This is a genomic window from Thermomonospora catenispora (assembly GCF_006363815.1).
In the GTDB taxonomy this organism is placed as follows: domain Bacteria; phylum Actinomycetota; class Actinomycetes; order Streptosporangiales; family Streptosporangiaceae; genus Thermomonospora; species Thermomonospora catenispora.
This window is the reverse complement of record NZ_RRYT01000032.1, coordinates 1-17654: the sequence shown is the minus strand read 5'-3', so window position 1 is coordinate 17654 and position 17654 is coordinate 1. Positions and strand designations below refer to the sequence as shown.

Annotated in this window: 14 protein-coding genes; 6 read left to right on the top strand and 8 right to left on the bottom strand. The window is 72.5% G+C overall.

What is annotated here, in order from left to right:
• Positions 1-15 precede the first annotated feature (15 nt).
• The 5 genes from EIO00_RS20035 (at position 16) to EIO00_RS20015 (ending at position 5655) form a co-directional block, all read left to right on the top strand.
• Positions 16-1170: a response regulator receiver protein gene (locus EIO00_RS20035; RefSeq protein WP_140181263.1), complete on the top strand. Its 1155-nt coding sequence runs from the start codon at positions 16-18 to the stop codon at positions 1168-1170.
• Positions 1167-3083, top strand: coding sequence for an AAA family ATPase (locus EIO00_RS20030; RefSeq protein WP_140181261.1), 1917 nt, complete (start codon positions 1167-1169; stop codon positions 3081-3083). The genes EIO00_RS20035 and EIO00_RS20030 overlap by 4 nt, the downstream gene beginning before the upstream one ends.
• Positions 3080-3805 carry a 4Fe-4S single cluster domain-containing protein gene (locus tag EIO00_RS20025; RefSeq protein ID WP_140181259.1) on the top strand — a complete coding sequence of 242 codons (726 nt, stop codon included), beginning with the start codon at positions 3080-3082 and terminating at the stop codon, positions 3803-3805. The genes EIO00_RS20030 and EIO00_RS20025 overlap by 4 nt, the downstream gene beginning before the upstream one ends.
• Positions 3802-5073, top strand: coding sequence for an FHA domain-containing protein (locus tag EIO00_RS20020; protein ID WP_140181257.1), 1272 nt, complete (start codon positions 3802-3804; stop codon positions 5071-5073). Before EIO00_RS20025 ends, EIO00_RS20020 begins: the two co-directional genes overlap by 4 nt.
• 183 nt (positions 5074-5256) lie before the next feature.
• Complete coding sequence (locus EIO00_RS20015) at positions 5257-5655, top strand: DUF4282 domain-containing protein (RefSeq protein ID WP_140181255.1); 399 nt, start codon at positions 5257-5259, stop codon at positions 5653-5655.
• A 145-nt stretch (positions 5656-5800) separates the two neighbouring features.
• Here the strand turns inward: EIO00_RS20015 and typA are convergent, their stop codons facing one another.
• Positions 5801-7657: a translational GTPase TypA gene (gene typA, locus EIO00_RS20010; protein WP_140181253.1), complete on the bottom strand. Its 1857-nt coding sequence runs from the start codon at positions 7655-7657 to the stop codon at positions 5801-5803.
• 183 nt (positions 7658-7840) lie between these two features.
• On the opposite strand from typA, the gene EIO00_RS20005 reads away from it, so the two are divergent.
• A complete protein-coding gene (locus tag EIO00_RS20005; RefSeq protein WP_140181250.1) occupies positions 7841-8377 on the top strand; it encodes an RBBP9/YdeN family alpha/beta hydrolase in 537 nt (178 codons plus the stop codon).
• Positions 8378-8431: 54 nt separating this feature from the next.
• Here EIO00_RS20005 and EIO00_RS20000 read toward each other — a convergent pair whose 3' ends face one another.
• From EIO00_RS20000 to EIO00_RS19970, 7 genes are all read right to left on the bottom strand, one after another.
• Positions 8432-8869 carry a (deoxy)nucleoside triphosphate pyrophosphohydrolase gene (locus tag EIO00_RS20000; protein WP_422100063.1) on the bottom strand — a complete coding sequence of 146 codons (438 nt, stop codon included), beginning with the start codon at positions 8867-8869 and terminating at the stop codon, positions 8432-8434.
• Positions 8866-9351, bottom strand: coding sequence for a MarR family winged helix-turn-helix transcriptional regulator (locus EIO00_RS19995; RefSeq protein ID WP_140181247.1), 486 nt, complete (start codon positions 9349-9351; stop codon positions 8866-8868). Before EIO00_RS19995 ends, EIO00_RS20000 begins: the two co-directional genes overlap by 4 nt.
• Positions 9352-9426: 75 nt before the next feature.
• A complete protein-coding gene (locus EIO00_RS19990; protein ID WP_140181246.1) occupies positions 9427-10479 on the bottom strand; it encodes a C40 family peptidase in 1053 nt (350 codons plus the stop codon).
• Between the two features lie 47 nt (positions 10480-10526).
• Positions 10527-11183, bottom strand: a complete 657-nt coding sequence (locus EIO00_RS19985) for a hypothetical protein (protein ID WP_140181244.1) — start codon at positions 11181-11183, stop codon at positions 10527-10529.
• Entirely contained in the window at positions 11183-13507 is a 2325-nt protein-coding gene (locus EIO00_RS19980) for a type IV secretion system protein (RefSeq protein WP_241661481.1), read from the bottom strand. The genes EIO00_RS19985 and EIO00_RS19980 overlap by 1 nt, the downstream gene beginning before the upstream one ends.
• Before the next feature lie 110 nt (positions 13508-13617).
• A complete protein-coding gene (locus EIO00_RS19975) occupies positions 13618-16083 on the bottom strand; it encodes an ATP-binding protein (RefSeq protein ID WP_140181241.1) in 2466 nt (821 codons plus the stop codon).
• Positions 16084-16594: 511 nt separating this feature from the next.
• Positions 16595-17654 (bottom strand): MinD/ParA family ATP-binding protein (locus tag EIO00_RS19970; protein WP_422100062.1); only part of this gene is annotated, 1060 nt, incomplete at its 5' end.

Here is a 17654-nt window from a genome sequence, read left to right as displayed (position 1 = left end):
CTGGAGGAGCTGTCGATGAGTAGCGGGGTGGAGGCCGACGTCGTGCTGGACGCGGCGGTCGTCCTCAGCCTGGGGGTGACGCGCGTCGCCGGGAAGGCCGCGGGACTCACCGCGGCCGGGGCGCGGGCGTTGGCCGCCGCGGCCCAGGGACGGGCGGACGCTCGGGCAGCGGCGCTGGCCGAGATCGAACGCCAGGACCGCGCGGTGCGGGAGGTGATCGACCGCAACGCCCAGATCGCCGCGCTGGCCGAGGCGCAGCAGGAGGCGGGGACGCAGGTCCCACTCCCGGCGCCGCTGCCGCCCGGCGACCGTTCCCCCGAGGAGCTGGAGGCCTGGTGCGAGGCGACCGACCGGGCGCTGGCCGAGGCGCGGCGGCGGATCAGCGAGCACGTCGCGGCGGACGTCGCCGCCCGCGTCTTCGCGCTCCCCGCCGAAGGGCTGCGCCTCGGGCTCGACGACCCGGCCGCTCCGGGGCGGGAGGACCGGCAGGGGGAGACGCGGCGGCACGAGCGCGCCGCGACCCTGGCCAAGGTGCTGGGACGGCTGGCCCCGGACGTCTCCCCCGCCGACCGGGAGTTCGTCGCCGAGGCCGCCGGACGGCTCGCCCAGGCCGGCACCGACGCCGAGGCCGAGGCGGTGCTGACCGAGGTCCGGCTGCGGGTGCGGCAGGCCAACGAGCGCACCGCCGCCCGCCGCGAGGAGCGGCGCCGGCAGGCGGAGCTGCGGGACGCCGCCGCGCAGGCCGAGGCCGAGCGCCGGTACGTGCAGGACGCGGTGACCGCCGCGTTCGAGGAGCTGGGATATGAGGTCGACACCGGGTTCGAGACGCTGACCGCGCGGGACGGCGAGGTGGTGCTCAGCCGCGGGGCCTGGCCCGACCATCGGGTCAGGATGCGGGTGGAGGACGACCGGACGATCCGCGCCGCGATCGTGCGGACCCGGGCACCGGAGAGCGAGGAGGACCGACGCCTGGACGTGGAACGGGAGCACCAGTGGTGTGAGGCGTTCGAGGAGGCCCGCAGGCGATTGGCGGCCGCGGGGGTGACCGCGACGGTGACCTGGCGGATCGAGCCGGGGGAGCACGAGCTGCCGGTGGTCTCGCGGGCACGGCAGACTAGAGCGCGGACCAGGCAACGAGCACGTGAGCGTGGGCGGGAGCGCGAAACATGATGGAGTCGCCGACACTGGGGGGACGGCTACAGGGGTGGCCGGCGTTCATCCGGGAGCTGGACGCCACGCTGTCGGTGCACTCGCAGTACGTGCTGTCGGGCAACCTGTACGACAGTTTCCTGGCCCCGCCGCCGCCCGAGGGGGGCCCGACGCGGCTGCTGCCGCTGCGCGACCTGTTGTGGGAGGCGCTGCGTTCCAGCGGGTTCTCCTGCCTGGTGATCTACGACCCGGTGGACGGGCTGCTGGTGTACCCCGACACCCCCGACGAGATCGGGAAGGAGGCGGCCGCGGCGGCCGAGCGGCTGCTGGGCAAGATCAAGCCGGAGGAGAAGCCCTCGCTGGAGGCGTTGACCGGGTATCTGGCGGCGGTGGCCCGCCCGGCGGAGAAGATCCGGGCGGCGTTCGTGATCGACTCGGCCTCGCGGATCGCCCGCAGCCCCACCGATCTGGAGCCCGCCGAGCGGGACTTCTTCCGCTACTGCGAGAAGCTCTCGCGCACCGCCCGTCCGGTGGTGGTGCCCGGGGCGCGGCCCAAGCCGCTGTACAACCCGGTCCTGTGGCTGGTGGAGCGGCCCGGCGACCTGCCGCCGTGGCTGACCGCCGGCAACGACAACATCCGGGAGATCACCATCCCCCGGCCGCATCTGGGCGATCGGCAGGAGACGGCCCGGCTGCTGGCGCGGGCGTTCGGGGTGCGTGACGTGTCCGCCGACCCGGCGGCGATCGAGGCGTGCGAGGCGTTCGCCGAGCAGGCCGACGGGCTGACCCTGCAGTCGATGATCGAGATCACCCGGCTGGCCCGGGAGCGCGGGGTCAAGCTGGCCGATCTGCCGGACGCGGTGCGCACCTACAAGCTGGGGGTGCTGGACAACCCGTGGAGCCGCGGCCACCTGCGCAAACGGGTGCTGGAGGGCGAGAGCAAGGTGCCCGAGCGGGTGGTCGGCCAGCCGCAGGCGGTCACCAAGACGTTGGACATCCTCAAGCGGGCGGTGCTGGGGCTGTCGGGGGCGCAGGCCACCCGGTCCGGCAGCCGGCCGCGCGGGGTGCTGTTCTTCGCCGGGCCGACCGGGGTGGGCAAGACCGAGCTGGCCAAGGCGATCACCGAGCTGATCTTCGGTGACGAGTCGGCCTACCTGCGGTTCGACATGAGCGAGTTCTCCTCCGACCACGCCGGGGAGCGGCTGATCGGGGCGCCGCCCGGCTATGTGGGGCATGAGGCCGGCGGGGAGCTGACCAACGCGATCCGGGAGGATCCGTTCCGGGTGATCCTGTTCGACGAGATCGAGAAGGCGCACCCGCGGATCCTGGACAAGTTCCTCCAGATCCTGGAGGACGGCCGGCTCACCGACGGGCGCGGCAACACGGTGCACTTCTCCGAGGCGATCTTGATCTTCACCTCGAATCTGGGGATGTACGTGGACGCGCCCGGCAACCCCGGCGGCCGGCTGGACGGCGGCTTCTCCCCCGGCGCCCGGGTGCAGAACATCCACCCCGGCATGTCGTATGACGAGATCGAGGCCAAGCTCAAGGGCGCGATCTCCGACCACTTCACCACGGTGCTGAACCGGCCGGAGCTGCTCAACCGGTTCGGCGACAACATCGTGGTGTTCAACTTCATCTCCGCCGAGGCCGCCAACCAGATCTTCGAACTGCAGCTGGCCAACATCTGCCGCCGGGTGGCCGAGGAGCACCGGCTGACGCTGACCATCGACGGCGAGGTGCGCAAGACGCTGCGCGAGTGGTGCACCAGCGAGCTGGACAAGGGCGGCCGGGGCATCGGAATGGCCCTGGAGTCCTACTTCGTCAACCCGTTGGCGCGGGCGCTGTTCGACCGGGAGCTGACGGGCGACGAGGAGATCGTCGTGTCCGGGATCGCGCGCCGCGGCAGCATCGTCGAACTGGAACTGCAGTGACCCCGCCGCTGCTGCTGGCCAAGGCGCACTATCCGGTCACCACGCTGGGGCCGGGCGTGCGGGCGGGGATCTGGACGCAGGGCTGCACGCTGCGCTGCCCCGGCTGCCTGTCGCGCGACACCTGGGAGCCGGATCCGGCGACCGCGGTGCCGGTGGAGGCGGTGCTGGGCTGGCTGGAGTCGCTGCCGGAACGGCCCGACGGAGTCACCATCTCCGGCGGAGAGCCGTTCCAGCAGCCGGAGGCGCTGGAGGCGCTGCTGCGCGGGATTCACCGGTGGCGGGCAGACTTCCCGACGGACATACTCGTCTACAGTGGATATGTCCACTCACGGCTCTCGCGTTCGGCGGCGACTCGCGACATCCTGAAACTATGCGACGCCGTCATCACGGGGCCGTACATCGACCGGCTCAATCCCGTGGGCGTCGAGGGGGGCGACCCCGCCGGACGCTCACTACTGTGGAGGGGATCGGCGAACCAGCGTGTCGTGCCATTGACCGCCCTGGGTCGCGAGCGGTACGGGGCGCCGCTCGGCGACGACGGGCCGACTGACGCCGTGTCCGGCGAGGGAGGACGACCACGGGTGCAGGTAGCGGTTGACGAGGGGCCGGAGGGAAGGCGGGTGTACTACATCGGGATCCCGCGACGAGGCGACATGGACCGCCTTGCGTCGATGCTGGAGAAGGCCGGAGTGCGTGCGGGGGAGGTGTCCTGGCGGTCATGAGCAATCCCACCTGTCCCATCTGTGAGGAGCCGTTCCAGCCCGGTGACCTGGTCTGCATGTCCTGCGGGGCGAATCTGGCCAAGGCCGGCGCCACCACGCCCCGCCCCGGCCCCATCCCCGGGAACCATGGGCAGCACGTGCCGCAGCCGCCCGCGCCCCCGTACAACCAGCAGTACGGGCCTCCGCCGCAGCCGCAGCCGCAGCACCAGGACGGGTGGCCTCCGCAGCCTGCTCCGCCGCAGCCCGCCCCGCCGCAGCCGCAGCACCAGGACGGATGGTCTCCGCAGCCTGCTCCGCCGCAGCCCCAGCGCCAGGACAGCTGGTCCCCGCAGCCCGCGCAGCACCAGGGCCAGCAGATGGGGCAGCCCGACGGGCAGGGCGCTCCGTGGGGACAGCAGCAGGGGCAGCCGCCCGCACCGCAGTGGTCGCCCGCTCAGGGCGGCCAGCAGTCTCCTGAGGCGGGCGGCTGGCAGCAGCACGGCGGCCAGCCGCAGACGCCCGAGCAGGGATGGCAGCCCGGAAACCGGCCGGGCGGTCCCGACGCCGGGTGGCAGCAGGGCGCTCAGCAGGGGCCCGACGGAGGCTGGCAGTCCCAGGGCGGCCAGCAGGGCCAGCAGGGGCACGACGCCTGGGCGCCGCCTCCCCAGGGCGGCGGGCAGCCCGCCGAGGGGGGATGGCCGCCGGCGCCCCACCAGCAGCCCGGGCCGCAGCAGCAGGGCGGACAGCACATGCCGCCCGGTCCGGGGGACCACCAGATGCCGCCTCCTCCGCAGCACGGCGGCCGGTCGGTCACTCCCCCGCCGCACGGCCGGGAGGCGACGCTGCTGCCGCCGGACGAGCCGCAGCAGCCCCAGCGCGGAGCCGACAGCACCGCGTTCATGTGCCCGCACTGCGAGGCGGTGCTGAGCAACCCGTCCGCCGTGCAGTGCGACTCCTGCCTGCGGCCGGTGCGTCAGAAGAGCCCGGTGCTCCGGGTGGTGTTCCCCACCGGGGAGCTGAAGATCTCCGTGGGTCAGCACCTGGTGCTCGGCCGCGACGCCGGCCAGTCCCCGGTGGCCTCCACGTTCACCCAGTTCGACAACGTGTCGCGGCGGCACTCGACGGTGTGGCTGGACCCGTCGGGCACCGCCTGGGTGCGCGATGAGGGCTCCACCAACGGGACGTTCGTCAACGGCGAACGTCTGCCGCGCGGGGTCGAGGCCCCGCTGCGCGACGGCGACGAGCTGCGGCTGGCCGCCGACGTCACCGGCACCGTACAGCTGGGCTGACCGAGCGCCCGCCGGGAGAGGCGCCCGAGGAGATAAGGTGACCGGACCGACACGGTCCGGTCACCGATCGTCGGCATTACGATGCAGGGGCCCTTATGGAGTAGGGCGTGAGACGTTTCCTTCGCTAAGGTCGTTTCGCGTACCCCGCCTCCGCATCCGCAACGACTCTCACAGGAGTTCTCGATGGGTACCCCCTACGGTCAGCCCGGCGGTTGGCAGCAGCCCTATCCGGCGCAGCCCGGCGGTTACGGCTTTCCCGCCGGCCCGCGTTACGACAACGACAAGAGCTTCTTCGGCGCCCTGTTCGACTTCACGTTCGACAACTTCGTCGCGCCGAAGCTGATCAAGTTCCTGTACATCCTCAGCGTGGTGCTGCTCACGCTGTTGGCCGCGTTCTACGTGGTCCTCGGGTTCGTGGCGATGATCAACGAGCAGCCCGTCGGCCTGCTGGCGATCATCCTGGCGCCGATCGGGTGGTTTTTGTATGTGATGCTGACCCGGGTGTGGCTGGAGCTGATGATCGTGGTCTTCAAGATCAGCGAGGACATCAAGGACATCCGGGACAGCCGTACACTGCGCTGAATCCGGCCGCGACGGACGTCGAGGAGCCGCCGATCGGGCTCCGGCGGACGGAACGCACCAGGCTCGGCCTGGGGATCCGACACGCGACGAACCCCGCTTCCCACCATGTGCGGAGCGGGGTTCGTGTCGTCTCGCGGAGGCGGTGTCAGTGCGCGGCGCGCTTGGCGCGGGCGCGGATGCGCTCCCGCTCCTTGGCGTCCAGCACCGCCTTGCGGATGCGGATCGCGCCGGGGGTCACCTCGACGCACTCGTCCTCGCGGATGAACTCCAGCGCCTCCTCCAGGGACAGCACCCGCGGCGGCGTCAGCCGCTCCAGTTCCTCGCCGGTGGAGGAGCGGATGTTGGTGAGCTTCTTCTCCTTGCAGATGTTGACGTCCATGTCGTCGGCGCGGGAGTTCTCGCCGACGATCATGCCCTCGTAGACCTCGGTGCCCGGGCCGACGAAGAACGTGCCGCGGTCCTGCAGGTTCAAGATCGCATACGCGGTGGCGACGCCGGACCGGTCGGCGACCAGCGAGCCCGACGGCCGGGTGCGCAGCTCGCCGAACCACGGCTCATACCCCTCGAACACATGGTGGGCGATGCCGGTGCCGCGGGTCTCGGTGAGGAACTCGGTCCGGAACCCGATCAGCCCGCGGGCCGGGACCAGGAACTCCATGCGCACCCAGCCGGTGCCGTGGTTGACCATCTGCTCCATCCGGCCCTTGCGGACCGCCATGAGCTGGGTGACCGCCCCCAGGTACTCCTCGGGGATGTCGATGGTGAGCCGCTCGACGGGCTCGTGCTTCTTGCCGTCGATCTCACGGGTGACGACCTGCGGCTTGCCGACGGTCAGCTCGTAGCCCTCCCGGCGCATGTTCTCCACCAGGACGGCCAGGGCCAGCTCGCCGCGGCCCTGCACCTCCCAGGCGTCGGGGCGTTCGGTGGGCAGCACCCGGATCGACACGTTGCCGACCAGCTCCCGGTCCAGGCGATCCTTGACGAGCCGGGCGGTGACCTTGGTGCCCTTCTCCCGGCCGGCCATCGGGCTGGTGTTGGTGCCGATCACCATCGAGATGGCCGGCTCGTCCACCGTGATCAGCGGCAACGGGCGGGGGTCGTCGGGGTCGGCCAGGGTCTCGCCGATCATGATGTCCGGGATGCCGGCGATGGCGACGATGTCGCCGGGACCGGCCTCCTCGGCGGGGCGGCGCTCCAGCGCCTCGGTCATCAGCAGCTCGGTGATCTTGACCCTCTCGATCCCGCCGTCGCGGCGGCACCAGGCGACCTGCTGTCCTTTCTTGAGGGTGCCGGAGTGGATCCGGCACAGCGCGATCCGGCCGAGGTAGCTGGAGGCGTCCAGGTTGGTGACGTGGGCCTGCAGCGGGGTGTCGGGGTCGTAGGTCGGCGCCGGGATGGTCTGCAGGATCGTCTCCAGCAAGGGCTTCAGGTCGGGGCTGTCGGGCAGCTCGCCGTTGCCGGGCTTGTTCAGCGAGGCGCGGCCGGCGCGGCCGGAGGCGTACACGATCGGGAACTCGATCTGCTCCTCGTCGGCGTCGAGGTCCATGAACAGCTCATAGGTCTCGTCCACGACCTCGTCGATCCGGGCGTCCGGCCGGTCGGTCTTGTTGATCACGCAGATCACCGGCAGCCGGGCCGCCAGCGCCTTGCGCAGCACGAACCGGGTCTGCGGAAGCGGCCCCTCGCTGGCGTCCACCAGCAGCACCACCCCGTCCACCATGGACAGCCCGCGCTCCACCTCGCCGCCGAAGTCGGCATGGCCCGGGGTGTCGATGATGTTGATCGTCGTCCCGTTCCAGCGGACGGCGGTGTTCTTGGCCAGGATCGTGATGCCCTTCTCCCGCTCCAGGTCGTCGGAGTCCATGACCCGTTCGCTGACGTCCTGGTTGGCGCGGAAGGCTCCGGACTGCCAGAGCATCGCGTCGACCAGCGTGGTCTTGCCGTGGTCGACATGAGCAACGATCGCGACGTTGCGAAGGTCGTCGCGGGTGGAGAGGGGCATGCGTGTTCTCGCCTTGGGATCTGGGGAGCTGGAGCCGCGGGGGAACGGACGCGGCAGGTCGATTCTACGTGGCGGCCGGTGAGGGCTCCCACCGCGAAGCGGGCCGGAGGGAGGCGACGCCGCGCGTCACGAAAGGGAACGCCCCGGTGAAGGCCGGCATTCCGGGAACCCTATGATCGCGCCATGACACAGGTCCTCGTGCTGCCCGGCTATGAGAACTCCGGTCCCGATCACTGGCAGACGCTGTGGGAACGGGAGAACCCCGCCTACCGGCGGGTCGAGCAGCGCGACTGGTCGTTCCCCCGGGCCGAGGAGTGGACCGCGACGCTGCATGAGGCCGTCACCGCGGCGCCCGAGCGGGTGGCGCTGGTGGCGCACAGCCTGGGCTGCATCACGGTGGCGCGGTGGGCGGCCGAGCATCCCGACGCCGCCCGCGAGCTGGTCCAGGCGGCGCTGCTGGTCGCGCCCGCCGACGTCGAGCGCCTGCCCGAGCTGCCGCTGGGCTCCTTCGCGCCCATACCGCGCCGGGCGCTGCCGTTCCGCACGACGGTGGTGGGCAGCCGGAACGACCCGTACATGACGTTCGAGCGGACCGTGGAGTTCGCCGAGGCCTGGGGCGCCGACCTGGTCGACCTCGGCGAGGCGGGCCACATCAACGCCGACAGCGGGCTCGGCTCCTGGCCGGAGGGACGGCGGCTGCTGGCGGAGCTGCTGAGCTGACCGGCGGACCCGCCGGGGCACCCCGCCGCGGCCCGCACGCGTCCCGGCCGGGCGTCAGCTCAGCCGACCGCGCAGGGCGTCCACCACGGGCAGGTCCCCCGGCAGCCAGTCGACGTCATACAGCTCGGCCTCGGTGAGCCAGCGCAGCGCCGAGTGCTCCAGGGCGGTCGGCTCGCCCTCCACGATCCGGGCCGTCCAGACCCGCAGCACGCCGCCCGCGTCGGCCAGCGGCCAGTCGCCGCCGACCCGCCCGGTCAGCCGGATCTTGACGCCGAGCTCCTCCAGGCACTCCCGGATCAGGGCGTCCTCGTCGGACTCGCCCGGGTCGACCTTGCCGCCGGGCAGCTCCCAGCCTCCGGCCAGCCGCGCCGGCTCGGCCCGCTGCGCCGCCAGCAACCGGCCGTCGCGGATGATCGCGGCCCCCACCACGATGACGATGGCGATCCCCTTCCCTTCACCTCTCCCGCGCCGGCCGCGGGCCAGGCCCATCATCTCGCGACGGGGTCGCCGCCGTCCCGTGTCCGCCTCCGCTCCTCGGGGTACGCCAGCCGGCCCAGCAGCACCAGCAGCGCCCGCCGGTCGCCGACGCCGCCGAAGTGCTCCTCATCGGCCCTGGCCACCACCTCCATCGCCCGTTCGGTCGCCTCCCGGCCCCGGGGGGTGAGGGCGAGCACCCGCTTGCGGGCGTCGCGCCGATCGACCGTCCGGCGCAGCAGGCCCTTGTCCGCCAGCGTCCGCACCACCTGACTGGTCATCATCACATCGGTGCCCGCCCGGTCGGCCAGCTCCCGCTGGCTGGGGCGGCGCCCCTGGGCGTCGAACCGCCACAGGCTCTCCAGCAGCACATACTGCACATGGGTGAGGCCGAGCGGTTTGAGCGCCGTGGCGATCCGCCGCTGCCAGCGCAGCGTCGCCCGCCACAGCAGATATCCCGGGCTGACCCTCGGGCCGCCGAATGTCGGTGTGCGCGTCATGTGGTCTCCACGTTCCGCCGACCGCTCCGTGCGTCAGGCATGCCCCGGCGCGGCGGGGGGAATCCGCGGGCGCCGTCAGCGGGAACGGAGCCTTGCGAGCTGCTGCTGCACCTCCGGCTTGGCCAGCGGGCGGGTGACCCCGACCCAGTCGGACCGCTTGTAGCTCTGCACGCCGATGTTGGGCACGCAGGTGGCGCAGCGGGCCACGATCATCTTGCCGTTGCCGATGACCAGGCCCACATGGCCGGGACGGTCCCAGGAGGTCCCCGGGCCGGAGTTGAAGAACACCAGATCGCCCGGCTGCTCCTCGCCCTTGGGGATCTTCACGCCGAACGGCCACTGCTCCCAGGTCGTCCGGGGGATGGTCAGCCCCACCGACCGGTAGGCGCCCTGGACGAGGCTGGAGCAGTCCCAGGCGTCCGGTCCGTTGGCGCCGAAGATGTAGCGTTTGCCGCGCTGGGCCATGGCGAAGTCGATGATGCGCCGGACCAGGTCCTCGACGTTCTCCGGCAGGCCCTCGGTGTCGGAGCACAGCGGCCCGTCGGCCTGCACGATCTGGAAGTCGCCGCCGCCGTAGCGCTTGGACCACGACAGCACCAGGTCGACGTACTCCCAGGAGTGGTTGTAGGCGTACAGCGCCGAGCGCATCCGCTCCGGGGCCCCGTTGTGCTTGAGGTAGCGCGCGGCCGAGGGGATGGCGTCCTCGGGGTCGTAGCGGTCCTTCTTGCCGTCCTTGTTGCCGTCGACCCCGAACGCCTTCCAGGTCGACTCCAAAAACTGCATGGGGCCGCCCGCGCCCGCGTAGTTCTCGCCCGACGAGACGCCGGGGAGGGTGGAGGTGCCGTGATTGGTCTCCACCTTCCCGATCCCGGCCAGCACGTTCCACGGCAGCCCGTACTCCCGCCCGGCCTTCTTGTACAGCTCCAGGTATTCGGCCGGGATGGCGCGGGCGTCTGCGGTCTCCTCGGGCTGTCGCGCCGCCTCGCCGGTGTCGATGCAGAACGCGTCAGAGGTGCCCCCGCCGTAGAGGAACTGCCCGGCGCTCATGAACACCGGCATGACGATGAGGACCGTGAAGAGCGCGCCGACCGCGGCGGCGGCCCCCAGGAGCAGCAGCTGCCGTCTCATCCGCCTCCCTCACCTGCCGTCGGTTCCCCTGGCCCGGGCGCCGGCGATCATCCGGTGTCCCCGGCCTGGCCGGCGTCGGCGGGTTCGAACGCGTAGACCCGCAGGGCGTTGCCGTCCCGCGCCACCGTGACCGCGAACCGCTTGCTCTCGTGGCCGGTCCGGCCGTTCCGGGTGAGCTGCTGGTTGCCGGTGACCAGGAAGATGATCGAGTTGGCCTCGATGTCGCGGATGGCGTCGAGGGTGGCGGTGCTCTGCGCGACGACCTGTTCGCTGCGCCGCTGCTCCAGCAGGCCCGGCGCGGACGCGCCGCGGGCGATCTGGACGGCGAGCTCCTCGGTGGCCATGGGCTCCAACCGGGCCATGTAGGCCTGCGGGTCCTCGTCGTAGCGGTAGGTGCCGTACGCGGCGGTGAACCGCTGGGCCAAGTCGGCCGCGGCGGCGAAGTCCCGCTTGGAGAACGGCAGCAGCCGGTAGATGTCGAAGTCGTCCGGAGAGACGGTGGAGGAGATGCCGGGCGGCGTCACCGACGGCACGGCCGGGCCGGGCTGCCCGGGAGGCGTCAGGGCGGTCTCCCGGGCGGCCGGGCTCTGCGCGGGCTCCTCGTCGCCCGGCGGGCCGACCACGGTCAGGTAGACCCCGACCGCGGTCAACGCCACCACCAGCCCTGCGAACAGCAGCTTGCGCCGGCTATCGGAGAGCTCCATCAGTCCTCTCGTTCACTTGCGTCTTCGACCGGACGCAGCCAGAACGGCATCGGCGGGCCCTCGTCGCGGGGGCCGGTCCCCCACAGCGGGGGCGGGGTCCTGCGGTCGCCGCCGGAGGTCCCGCCGCCCTCGCCGGTCCTGGGCCGCGGCACTCCGGCGGCGGGGTCGGACGGGCGGCCGTTGCGCCGCGACGCGCCGGATCCGCCGGAGGAGCCGGACCCTCCGCCGAGCCTGCCGCGACCGGAGTCCCCGCCGGAGCGCCGGCCTCCGGAGGAGTCGCCTCCGCTCCCCCGGCCGCCGGACGACGCCCCTCCGGATCCGGACCCCTCGCCGCGCGAACGGCCTCCGCCGCCGGCGGCGCGTCCTCCGATGACGCCGGCGCCCACGAGCCCTCCGGACTCGCCGCCGTCCTCACCGCCGCCGGACCCGCGTCCGATCCGGCCGCTCACCCAAGAGGCGGGCCTGCCCGTCCCTCCGCCGGAGGCGGCGCCGTCCGACCCGCCGGAATCCCCGGTGCCGGTCGAGGACCTGCCGCGGGTGGGCAGGTTGAGCGGCGGCGCGCTGGAGCGCGGCCGGCCCGCCGCGATGGCCGTGCCGCCTCGGCCCTTGCCCGATGCGGTCGCGTCGGCGGTGTCGCCGTCGGCCCCGTCGGCCTGGGCGAGGGCCCCTCGGCGCTCGGCCGCGGCGGTCGCCCCTGCGGCGGCGTCGCCCAGCGCGGTGCCCTCGACGGCCGGATCGCGCTTGGCCCAGCGCGCCAGCCGGTATCCGGCCACTCCCGGCACCACGGCGGTGGCGGCTCCCACGGTGTTCTTGCGCGCCTCGGCGATCGACTTGTTCAGATGGACCTCGCTCTTCTCGCGCGCTCCGACGGCGGAGTAGCCGACCGCGGAGAACAGGTGCTGGAACGGCTTGCGGTAGATGAACGCCGCGAGCGTCACCAGCGAGATCAGCAGGATCTGCAGGCCCCACGGCAGGCCCTCGCTCAGGATGAGCCCGTACGTCCACAGCAGCAGGGCCAGCACGCCGATCAGCGCCGCCTGCTTGAGCAGCATGGACAGCAGCAGCTCCAGCCAGCGCATGGCGATCACCCGGCCGATGCCCGGATGGATGCCGATGCCCAGGAAGATGGGGCCCGCCACCAGCAGCAGCAGGAACGCGATCTTCACCACGATCAGCGCGATCGCGATCACCAGGATCAGCAGCCCGGCGACCAGCGCGGCGAACAGCGCGCCGAACGCCACCGCCAGCCGGCTCGTCCAGTTCTTGCCCTGGAAGAGGGGGTAGACGCCGGGGTGCTCTTCTTTGATGTTCTCGGCGACCTGCTTGTAGGCGTCGGCCTTCTTGCTCAGGTCCAGCCGTGTCTGACCGTGCGCCTCAGGCAGGTCGACCGCCTGGGACCACAGCAGCTTGTCGGCGTTGTCCCGGACGATCTTGGCGTTGGGATCGGCGGTGCCGAACTCGCCCATCAGCCAGGGCTTGCAGACCAGCGCCACCCACAGGCCGTTGGCGTTGCGGGTGGTGGCGTCGACGTCGGGAGAGGCCGCCGGGTTCTGGCCGTCGGGTGAGGGGATGCAGACCGCACCCTTGTTGCTGGCCTGCGGCAGCGCGGCGTTGAAGGCCGCGCTGGTGGCCTCCGACACCTTGGTGCCCAAGGTGGTGAAGTCGGCGGGCCTGGCCACCAGCCAGATCAACGCGACCATCGCCGCGACCATCCAGATGGTGCCCTCGGTGACGCGGCTGGCCCGTTTGCGGACCAGTCCCCACCAGGCCAGCCAGATCGCGCCGAGGATGACCACCCACGACCAGTAACGGGCGTTGAACGTCTCGCCCATGTCACTGATCACGTCGTCGACGGTGTTCTTCAGCCAGCCCAGCAGCGCTTCGGAGGCGGCGGCCTGGTAGACGGTGATGGTCGTGCGGTCGATCACCCGGACCAGGGTGAACGTGGTGTTGGCCAGCGCGTTGCCCATCATGCTCATGGCGTCCGCGCAGCCCATGTCGACCGCGTACCAGAACTGCCCCGCCGTCCCGTACCGGTCGTAGTAGGTCAGCTTCTCGGGCGGGGTCCGCTTGAGCTCCTCGCTCGGATACCCGGGCGGCTTGATCATGCCTTCGTACCCGGCGCCGTACATCTCCGGCGCCGGGTTGTCGGCCGGACGGCAGGGGTCGCCGCCGAACGGGTCGGCCGCGGCCGGGGCGACGGGGCTGAGCATGAACAGCGCCAGCACCGCCAGCAGCAGGGCGGTGCGGCGGCGCCGGCGGGACAGGCCGAAGCGCCGGCCGCGCCGGGGCGGGGCGATGCCCTCGGCCGGAGAACGCTGCAACCCCGCCGGCCGCCGGGCGGGTCCGCCCCTGACGGCCGGCAGCCGGACGCGACCGCGCGCTCCCGCCGGCCGGACGCGGCTCCGCCAGGACCCGTTCATGGGCAGACCTCCTAGATCGTGAGGGGGGACGACGAGTGAGCCCGGGTGGGGTTGGTGTCGAGCCGGCGCAGCAGCTCTTCGGAGATCAGATCCACCCCGATCCGGCCGGCCCGGCCGTCCAGATCGCGGAAGATGCACTCGCCGTTGCCCAGATTGCGCAGCACGGCCTGGTGCTCCTCAGAGGGCTCCACGCCCAGCAGCGACATCACGTTGCTGACCTCGTGCCGCTCGGAGGAGCGGAACGAGAACACCGACGACAGACAGTTGGTCACCTGCTCGTTCAGCAGGTCCCCGGCGTTCTGGGAGACCAGGATCAGGGCGGTGTTGCGGGACCGGCCCATCCGCGACACCTCCGGCACCAGCTTGGCGCCCTCGGGAGTGGAGGTGATCGCCCACGCCTCGTCCAGGAAGATCGCCTTGGGCAGCCTGCGGTCCAGCCCGTGCATCAGCCGCCGGGCGAACTGCGAGACCAGGTACATCAGCGCGACCGACAGCCGCTGCTCATAGGAGTAGTCGTCCCGGGAGATCGTCGCGTCCGGCAGGGTCAGCCCGCTCAGGGTGAACACGGTGGTCCAGCCCTCGGTGTCGATCCGCTCCCCGCCGGAGGGGTCGAAGCACAGCCGGGCCAGCCGCATCTCCGACATCGACCGCAGCACCGCGCCGAGGTTCTTGGACGCCGGGTCCGGCGCGGCCTCCAGGTAGTCGACGACCTTGCCGAGCGAGGGGCGCTCGCCGTTGGCCACCGCGCCGACGGCCTGGATCATCGCCGACTCGCGTTCCTCCGACATCCGCGGCAGCAGCAGCCGCAGCGTCTCGGTGGCCATGGTCTTCTTGGCGGCCAGGTCGTCGTCGAAGGAGAACGGGTCCAGCAGGCCGGGGGCGGCCGACCCCAGCGGCAGGATCCGCGCCTTGCGTCCGCGGGACCGCAGCAGCTCCACCAGGGATTCGGCGTCGCCCTTGGGGTCGATCGCGGCGATCGTCACCCCGCGCAGCGCCATCTGATAGATCAGCAACAGCGCCAGCGTGGTCTTGCCGCCGCCGGGCTCACCGGTGATCGCCACCGCGGTCGGCCGGTTGCGGGCCGCCGCCACCAGCGGGTCGAAGTGCACGATGGAGCGGGCCCGGCCCAGCGTCTCGCCGATGTAGGGGCCGACCCAGCCGTTGCCGGCCTCGTCCTGACGGTCGCCCAGGTCCACGGTGGCGGTCGGCATGCCGCCGGCGATGGTGCGCAGCGGCTGCCGCTGGGCGTAGGCGTTCAGCCGGATCCGGTCGCCCGGCAGCGACTCCAAAAACAGCGAGAACTGGTCGCCGGTGGAGTTGACCACGTCGATGCCGATGTCGCGGTAGTGCTCGACCACCGCGTCCACCCGCTGGGCCAGCAGCTCCTCCGACGGCGCCGACACGATCAGCCGATGCCAGCCGTAGACGAACGGCAGCCGCTCCTTGGTGATGCCGTGCTCCAGCATCCGGGCGGCGTCGATCTGCTCGGCCAGCGCCAAGGGGGCCTCCGCGCCCGCCTCCCGGATGTGCTGGTCCATGTCGCGGGCGTGCGCGAGCTTGCGGGAGACGTCCTTGGAGGCCTTGGCCGGGGAGATCAGCTTCATCCGGGAGCTGATCTCCACCGGGAACGGCAGCGCGTCGGCGAAGTGCAGCCACGGCTCCCCGTCCGGGAAGGGCATCAGATCGGGGAAGCGGGCGAAGCTCAGATACGCCACATAGGAGGAGCTGATCGCGCCGCCGCTGCCGTCGCTGCCCGGCTGCTCCATCCGCAGGAACGAACGGCCGTTGTGGATGGCGCCCTCGACCAGCGACTCGATCTCCCCCGCGCCCCAGGTGCGGCGCTGCACCGCCGAGGGCGGCGGATCGTTCAGCGAGCCGGTCACCGCGTGCCGGAACAGCCAGGCCACCTCGTTCGCCGTGGCGTGCCGGGCGTACAGGGCCGACCCGCCGAGCGCCCGCCCGAGCCGTTCGGCCTGCTCGGTCCAGCGGTCGATCTCCTTGGGGTCGATGGCGTCGTCCTCGATGCCGAGGATCTGCTCGCTGCGCTTGTAGAGGCCGAACAGCTGCGAGAGCACCCCGCCGGACAGCTGGGCGCCCATCCCGCGCGGGCCGAGCCGCACCCCGAGGTAGACCTCTTTGGTCCAAAAATCCTGCGCCCAGACGTGGGCGTACATCTCCTCCAGGTATTCGCGCCAGCCCGGCCCGCCGTCGGAGGTCCGGTCCAGGTTGCGCGCCCACTCGGCCGCCGGGTAGGTCCGGTGGGCGATCCGCAGGTGGATCTCCGCGTCCTGCATCCGGATCCCGGCCAGCGCGATGGTGATGTTGGTGGCCAGCGCCTCGCGTTCCTCGCCGGTGGTGAACTCGTACGACACCGTCGGCAACCGGAAGTAGGCCCATGCCGCCTGGTCGGTCAGCAGGATCCGGTCGTCGAAGTACCGCACCGACAGACGGCTGGAGCGCGCCTTCGCTCTGCTCATCTCACCAGCTCCGCTCGCCCCGACGATCCGTGGACCGCCACCGCTTTCGGCTGCGCGCCGTCGTGTCCGCACCCGGGGACGCGCCGACGTCCCTTCGGCGCGCACCGCGTGCGCGTGGTCCGTTCAAGGGTCCCCCACCCTCCCCAAAGCGCTCCATCGCCCGGGAGCCACACCACCGCACCCCGAGCGGTCCCGCCGACCCGGTGTCCTCGTCGACGCCCGAGGCCGCCCGACCGGTCGCCGTGCACGGTTCCGGGCGGTGCGCCCGGGTGCGGCCCGGTCGCGGGCGAAGAGCCGGGCGGAGGACCGGGCGGGGAAGGCGGCGCCGCGGNCGAAGAGCCGGGCGGAGGACCGGGCGGGGAAGGCGGCGCCGCGGGCGCGGCGGCCGCTCCGCGCGGCGCGTGCGGCGGCCGCGCCGCGCTCGTCATGGGGTCGCGGGTCCCGGCGGCGCTCCGGCCGGAGGGCGCGCGTCCCGTGCGGGACGGGGGCGTGGGGGACGGACGGGGGGCGTTCACCGGGTGCCCTCCTGCTGCCGTTCCACTTCCTCCTGCCGGGTGTAGCGCTCGGGTAGTTCGGTGAAGCCGCCGGCGATGACGCCCGCGAGCGCAAGGTAGGCGCGCCGGGTGGGCGAGCGCAACGACTTCAGCTCGTTGCGCGGCGCCCGGTCCATGCTGAGGTGATCGTCCCACGGAATGCGGACCAGCGCCCGGCACCGCCCCCGGGCGACCGCCTCGGCCTGCTCGACGTCGTTCATGCTGCGGCGGCTGACCCCGTTGATGACGGTGACCGCGCGGGAGCGCAGGTCGGTGTAGCCGTGGCCGTCGAGCCACTCGAAGGTCATGGCCACCGCCCGGGGGGCGTCCGCGCTGGCCGGGGCGACCAGCACCAGATGGTCGGCGTGCGGCAGGACGCGGGCGACCACGGCCGCCGCGACGTCCAGCAGGGTGATCGAGTAGAACCGGTCGATGGTCCGGATGGCCAGCGCGTAGTCCCGGTCGTCCAGCGCCTGCAGCGGGTTCTTGCCCGCGGCGATCACGTCGAGCCCGGACTTGGCCTGCGAGGCGTACCGGCGCATCGCGGTCAGCGTGGTGATCTGATCCGCCCGGGTGATCAGGCCGGCCAGGGTCTCGTGGGTGTCGCTGCGGCTGCGCCGCGCCAGCGCCCCCGGGCCGGGGTTGACGTCGACCGCCACCACCGGCTCCCCGCAGTGCTGGGCGAACGTGTGCCCCAGCATGAGCGCGGTGACGGTCTGTCCCGCGCCGCCGGTGCAGCCCAGCACCACGATGTGCCGTGATCCGTGGAACGGCCGCTGCAGCCGCTCCAGGTACTCCTGGTCGGCCTGGTCGTGCTTGCCGCCGACCGCCTGGAGCAGCCTCCGCAGCCCACCGCCGTGTCCGGTGTCCTGGTCGAGTCCCGGCGGTGTGATCGCGGGCGCGGCCGGGGGCGAGGGCGGCGGAGGCGGCGGCGGAAGCGGTCGCGGCCGCACCGGTGCGGCCGGCCTGGACCGCGTCTCCCGTTCCGCGGCCGGCGGCGGGGCCTGTCCGGGCACGCCGCCCGTCCCCTGGCCGGGC

Excerpts from the sequence above, each read along its gene's own strand:
- EIO00_RS20035 (WP_140181263.1), top strand. The coding sequence starts at position 16 with ATGAGTAGCGGGGTGGAGGCCGACGTCGTGCTGGACGCGGCGGTCGTC.
- EIO00_RS20030 (WP_140181261.1), top strand. The coding sequence starts at position 1,167 with ATGATGGAGTCGCCGACACTGGGGGGACGGCTACAGGGGTGGCCGGCG.
- EIO00_RS20020 (WP_140181257.1), top strand. The coding sequence starts at position 3,802 with ATGAGCAATCCCACCTGTCCCATCTGTGAGGAGCCGTTCCAGCCCGGT.
- EIO00_RS20015 (WP_140181255.1), top strand. The coding sequence starts at position 5,257 with ATGGGTACCCCCTACGGTCAGCCCGGCGGTTGGCAGCAGCCCTATCCG.
- typA (WP_140181253.1), bottom strand. The coding sequence starts at position 7,657 with ATGCCCCTCTCCACCCGCGACGACCTTCGCAACGTCGCGATCGTTGCT.
- EIO00_RS20005 (WP_140181250.1), top strand. The coding sequence starts at position 7,841 with ATGACACAGGTCCTCGTGCTGCCCGGCTATGAGAACTCCGGTCCCGAT.
- EIO00_RS20000 (WP_422100063.1), bottom strand. The coding sequence starts at position 8,869 with ATGATGGGCCTGGCCCGCGGCCGGCGCGGGAGAGGTGAAGGGAAGGGG.
- EIO00_RS19995 (WP_140181247.1), bottom strand. The coding sequence starts at position 9,351 with ATGACGCGCACACCGACATTCGGCGGCCCGAGGGTCAGCCCGGGATAT.
- EIO00_RS19990 (WP_140181246.1), bottom strand. The coding sequence starts at position 10,479 with ATGAGACGGCAGCTGCTGCTCCTGGGGGCCGCCGCCGCGGTCGGCGCG.
- EIO00_RS19985 (WP_140181244.1), bottom strand. The coding sequence starts at position 11,183 with ATGGAGCTCTCCGATAGCCGGCGCAAGCTGCTGTTCGCAGGGCTGGTG.
- EIO00_RS19975 (WP_140181241.1), bottom strand. The coding sequence starts at position 16,083 with ATGAGCAGAGCGAAGGCGCGCTCCAGCCGTCTGTCGGTGCGGTACTTC.